5 protein-coding genes are annotated in these 5,668 nt (G+C 42.8%); 4 read left to right on the top strand and 1 reads right to left on the bottom strand.

The window, feature by feature from the left end; genetic code table 11:
* A partial coding sequence (locus tag RHS_RS27515) for a His/Gly/Thr/Pro-type tRNA ligase C-terminal domain-containing protein (protein WP_047834978.1) occupies positions 1-513 on the top strand: 513 nt, incomplete at its 5' end.
* Position 514: 1 nt separating this feature from the next.
* The gene (locus RHS_RS27510) at positions 515-1,051 is read left to right on the top strand and encodes a prolyl-tRNA synthetase associated domain-containing protein (RefSeq protein ID WP_047834976.1); all 537 of its coding nucleotides are present in this window, start codon (positions 515-517) and stop codon (positions 1,049-1,051) included.
* 73 nt (positions 1,052-1,124) lie between these two features.
* Here RHS_RS27510 and RHS_RS27505 read toward each other — a convergent pair whose 3' ends face one another.
* Positions 1,125-2,342 (bottom strand): 6-phosphofructokinase, encoded by a 1,218-nt coding sequence (locus RHS_RS27505; RefSeq protein WP_395013739.1) that lies wholly within the window; start codon positions 2,340-2,342, stop codon positions 1,125-1,127.
* A gap of 251 nt (positions 2,343-2,593) precedes the next feature.
* On the opposite strand from RHS_RS27505, the gene RHS_RS27500 reads away from it, so the two are divergent.
* Together RHS_RS27500 and RHS_RS27495 are read left to right on the top strand one after the other, a co-directional pair.
* On the top strand, positions 2,594-2,776 hold the full coding sequence (locus RHS_RS27500; RefSeq protein WP_044289531.1) for a hypothetical protein: 183 nt from the start codon (positions 2,594-2,596) through the stop codon (positions 2,774-2,776).
* Positions 2,777-3,004: 228 nt separating this feature from the next.
* The coding region (locus tag RHS_RS27495; RefSeq protein WP_047834975.1) for an ATP-binding protein at positions 3,005-5,668 on the top strand (2,664 nt) is incomplete at its 3' end.

The raw sequence follows: 5,668 nt of genomic DNA, 5'->3' as shown, positions 1-5,668 counted from the left end.
GCGTTCGAAGTGAAAGATACATTGGCGAAAGCAGGACTTCGTGTGAAGGTGGATGATTCTGACAAGAGTCCGGGATGGAAGTTCTCTGAGCAGGAAATGCGTGGAGTTCCAATCCGAATTGAACTGGGACCAAAAGATATCGAAGCAGGTCAGGCTGTTATTGTAAGGCGTGACACCAGAGAGAAGACTGTGGCTGCATTTGATGAGATCGCAGATAAGGCAGCTGAGATCCTGGAAACAATGCAGACAGATATGCTGGAAAGAGCGAGAGAGCATAGGGATACCCACACTTATATTGCTCATAATATAGAAGAGATGAAACAAATCGCGGATGAGAAACCTGGATTTATCAAGGCGATGTGGTGTGGATGCCAGGAATGTGAGGATGCCATGAAAGAAGAAGTAGGAGTGACTTCACGTTGTATTCCGTTTGCTCAGGAAGAGATTTCAGGGGTATGCGTGCATTGCGGCAAACCGGCGAAGCATATGGTATACTGGGGAAAAGCTTACTAGAATGGACAATACACTATTTACAACCAGACCGGATGAAAATGGGCGGCTGGAAAAAGAAATGGCAGTTTATGATGTGCTGGAAAAGTTAAACATCCCATATGTAAGGGTGGATCATGAAGTAACACCTTCGATTGAAGCGTGCCATGATGTAGACAAACAGCTGGGGATAGAGATTTGTAAAAATTTATTTTTGTGCAACAGTCAGAAGACAAAGTTCTATTTATTGTTAATGCCGGGCATGAAGAAATTTAAAACTAAGGATTTATCCGGTCAGTTAGAAGTGGCCAGACTGTCTTTTGCCAATGAAACTTATATGGAAGAATTTTTAAATATTACACCGGGATCTGTGAGTATTATGGGACTTATGAATGACAAGGAACAGCGGGTTCGTTTAGTAATTGACCGTGAAGTGGCAGAATCGGAGTATATAGGATGCCATCCATGTATCAATACATCCAGCCTGAAAGTGAAAACGAAAGACATATTGGAAAAATTTCTGCCTTATACAGGACATGATTATACCATCGTTGATCTGTAACGCTCAGCATAACGTGTTATGAAAAAGCAGAGAAAAAATCAGGCACCTGGATTTCCAGGTGCCTTTGCTTACGTTATTTTCGGTATGCATAATTTGGCAGACCGTTTTTCATTGGAATAGCTGAATTGCCCTGAATTAACGGCAATGCATAATTGATGAAATCGGTGCTGATGTCGGTGCCATCATTAATAATCCATTCAAGGGGAACGGTTTTTTCTTTATTGCACACTTCATTTACATCTACAAGCCCACAGGAAATGTCGTAAGGTGTTCCGGCAGAACGGTTAAAAGCAATCATTTTTCCGGTTTCTCCATCCAGGGCTGCCGTGACGGCATAAGAACCGGCTGTAGCAGCTTCTCTTGCATCTGTCAGGGACTGGGTAAAGGTGGAACAGCGCTGGTTTACATTCAGTTCCACAGAGCGGACTTTAACACCCAGATGCTCTTTTACCAGATTCTCCAGGTATTTGCCGCTTCCGGTAAGCATCTTGTGTCCAAAATTATCGGTACCAACTTCACTGGCATATTCGCAGATAAATTTCCCGTCCTTGTCATGTATACCTTCGGAGATGCAAACCACCAGATTATTCTTTTTCTCCAGTGCTTTTTTTATCTGTTCCAGGAAGAGATTCTGATCAAAGGAAACTTCCGGCAGGTAAATAAGCACAGGGTTGTCCTCTTCGTATTTACGTGCCAATACTCCGGCAGCAGTCAGCCAGCCGGCGTGACGACCCATAATCTCCACAATTGTAACTGATTTTGTATCATATACAGAGGCATCGATACCTATTTCACAGACGGAAGATGCTACGTATTTTGCAGCACTTCCAAAGCCGGGCGTATGGTCCGTATGTACCAGATCATTATCAATGGTCTTGGGAATTCCCAGGATTCGAATGGTACTCTTATGCTTTGCTGCATAGCGTGATAGTTTGCTTACGGTATCCATAGAGTCATTTCCTCCTATATAAAAGAAATAACCTATCTTCAGTGCCTTGAATTTTTTAAAGAGCTCCGGATATACGGGATCTTCCAGATCCTCCGGAAGTTTATAACGGCAGGATCCCAGGAATGCGCCGGGTGTGATGCGCAGGGACTGCAGGGCCTCTTGACTTACGTCAGTTTCTAAATCCATGTAATGGTCCTTTAAGAATCCTTCAATTCCATTAATCATACCATATACATGATCGATTTTATCCTTGTGTTGTAATCCTTCCTTGATGACTCCAAACAGGCTGCTGTTTATAACGGCTGTCGGGCCGCCGGATTGTCCAACGATTAAATTTTTCATGATAGATACCCCTTTCATTATTTCAGGAGGGCATGTACACTCCCATATACTGCCATCTCCATATATAGTTATTCTACAACAACCAGGTGCATTTTGTATATAGAAAATATTAAGTTTCGGCAAAATAGATATTTTAATTTGATTTTAACGCAGGGATCCCTACACTTACACCCATTTAATCTGAATATTGCTATACTAATGCCATATTCAGGAGAGAAAGAGGTTATTCCGACAAAGGAAGGTGCAGGATTATGAAAAAGTATTTAGCATTGCATGAAACAAATTTATGGGGAGCAGTTGACCGCCATCCATTATTTACGATGATATTTGGACAGATTGCTGTAGCGTTCTTATTAATTTTAACTGTAGGAGGTATTGCTCTGGCGGGAGGTACTCTTATATGGCTGGTGTACAAAGCTCTTGGGATCATGTAAGAGCTGTAATTTTAATGCAATTTTAATGTGATTTTAATGTCAGGCGCCATATCTGTTATGCCTATTTAATATCTGGTCTGTTATAATCGGCAATATCATTAGTGAGTGTATTCAATTTAAACTTTATGTACTTTAAATCTGAGTTCACTTGGTATAAGATGGAATTGCTAAATAGGAATAGATTTTTAAAACAGATGTGCTATACTGTTACCGAGGAAGGTGTGAGCCATGACAGAAGAGTACCGTAAACCAGACGTTCTTTTGAAGAAGCTGGAAGAGGAAGCATCCAGGACAAAAGGAAGATTAAAGATATTTTTTGGATATGCAGCAGGCGTAGGGAAAACCTATGCCATGCTTGCGTCTGCCCATGAGGCAGAGAAAGCCGGTCTGGATGTTGTTGCAGGATATATAGAACCACATGCCAGACCGGATACGGCAGCGCTGGTTCAGGGACTGGAAGTGTTGCCGCAGCTTCAGATCCGGTATCAGAATATTACTCTGAATGAATTTGACCTGGATGGGGCTTTGGCGAGAAAACCCCAGCTGATTCTGGTGGATGAGCTGGCTCACACAAATGGAGAGGGATGCAGGCATAAGAAACGGTATGAAGATATCCAGGAACTGTTAAAAGAAGGCATAGATGTTTACACTACCGTAAATGTGCAGCATCTGGAAAGCCTGATAGATCTTGTGGACGGAATTACCGGGATTGTGGTAAAGGAGCGGATTCCGGACTTTGTGTTTGACCAGGCAAGCCAGGTGGAGCTGGTAGATATTGAGCCGGAGGATCTGCTGGACAGGTTACGAAAAGGTAAAATATATAAAGAGAGCCGGGCAGAGCAGGCACTGAATCATTTCTTTACCACTGACAATCTGGTATCGCTGCGTGAGATTGCCCTGAGGCGTATGGCGGACCGGGTTAATCTGATACAGGAAAAGTCCTTTCAGACCGGAGAAGCAGGGGCGGCAGAGCATATCTTAATTTGTTTGTCTCCGGCACCATCCAACGAAAAGGTAATCCGTCAGGCAGCCAGGATGGCTTCGGCGTTCCGGGGGAAGTTTACGGCCTTTTTTGTGGAGAACTCGGACTTTACCCAGTATACAAAAGAGGACGTGGAGAGACTGCGCATTAATACCAGACTGGCGGAACAGCTGGGGGCAAAGACGGTGACCTCTTATGGGGACGATATTGTAGAACAGATTGCAGAGTATGCCAAAGTAGCAAGGGTAACAAAAATTGTTCTTGGAAGGACAAATACAAAGAGGGCGTGGCTTTCCATGAAGGAAAGTTTTTCTGAAAAGCTTACCAGACTGGCACCCCAGCTGGAGATTTTTGTTATTCCGGATGCGTATAAAAAGAAATACCGTAAAAAAAGGTTCCGTGCTGCGATTTCGCCGGAAGCACTGGTAGCTGATGCTCTGATCTCGGTAGGGATATTAGGAATTTCCACTGCCATTGCCTATTTGTTTTCGTTTTGGAAATTCAGCGATGCCAATCTGATTATGGTTTATATTCTGGGGATTCTGACGATTTCCCTTGTAACCAGAACTAAGCTTTGCAGTTTGCTGTCCAGTATATTAAGTGTTATAATATTTAACTTTTGTTTTACTGATCCCAAACAGACATTATCTGTAAATGATCCTTCTTATATAGTAACTTTTGGAATCATGTTTCTCTCTGCGCTGATAGGAGCTACTTTAACACAAAAGGTAAAAGATCAGGCAAAGCAGGCGGTGAAGAAATCTTACCGGACAGAGATTTTGCTGGAAACCAGCCAGAAACTGCAAAAAGCGGTGGATGCAAAGGAGATTTCCTTAAGTACGGCAAGGCAGTTAAGCAAGCTCTTAGAGCGCAATGTGGTATTTTATCTTGGGAATCCCCTGAATGACGCTGAACCGATTGTTTTTAAATCAAGTCATGGCCAGAGTGATTTTTATTACGACCAGAAGGAAGAACGGGCAGTAGCCCAGTGGGTTTTTAAGAATAATAAGCATGCTGGTTTTTCTACAACAACTTTGCCCGGAGTGAAGTGTATGTATCTGGCAGTGAGAAGCAGCGAACGGGTATTTGCTGTAGTGGGGATTGATATGGAAGGAAAAGAACTTCAGGCATTTGAGGCGGGAATTATGAGTGCAATACTAAATGAATGTGCTCTGGCGCTTGAAAAAGATCAGTTAGTTGCAGAGAGAAAAGAAGCTGCAATTAAATTGCAGCAGGAACAGCTGCGTGCCAATTTATTACGTTCCATTTCCCATGATCTTCGAACACCACTCACCAGTATTTCAGGAAATGCCAGTGTACTGATTGGAAATGAAGACAAAATCAGTGAAGAACAGAGGAAGAAATTATATATTGATATTTATGATGATTCTATGTGGCTGATAAATCTGGTGGAAAATCTCCTTTCCGTAACCCGTATTGATAATGGAACCATGCAGCTGAATATGCAGGCAGAGCTAATGGATGAGGCAATTACAGAAGCGCTGAGTCATATCAGCAGAAAAGCGGAGGAGCATCATATAGAGGTGCAGCAGGAGGATGATCTCCTGGTTGCCAGGATGGATATTAAGCTGATTGTCCAGGTGTTTATCAATCTGGTAGATAACGCAATTAAGTATACACCTCCCGGATCACATATCACGATCATTACTAAGCGTCAGCATGGCAGTGTTTTGGTAGAAATAGCGGATAATGGAAATGGAATTCCCGATGAAGATAAGAAACGCCTGTTTGACATGTTTTATACTGCAAATAATTCTGTGGCGGATGGAAGACGAGGTATGGGGCTGGGACTGGCATTATGTAAGTCTATTATTACTGCCCACGCAGGAGATCTCACCATACATGACAACATACCCCATGGAACTATTTTCAGATTTACGCTAAAAGCG

Origin of the sequence: Robinsoniella sp. RHS (assembly GCF_001029355.1) — a bacterium.
Lineage (GTDB): Bacteria > Bacillota > Clostridia > Lachnospirales > Lachnospiraceae > Robinsoniella > Robinsoniella peoriensis.
Note: the sequence above shows the minus strand (reverse complement) of the source record. Positions and strands in the feature narration are given on the sequence as shown.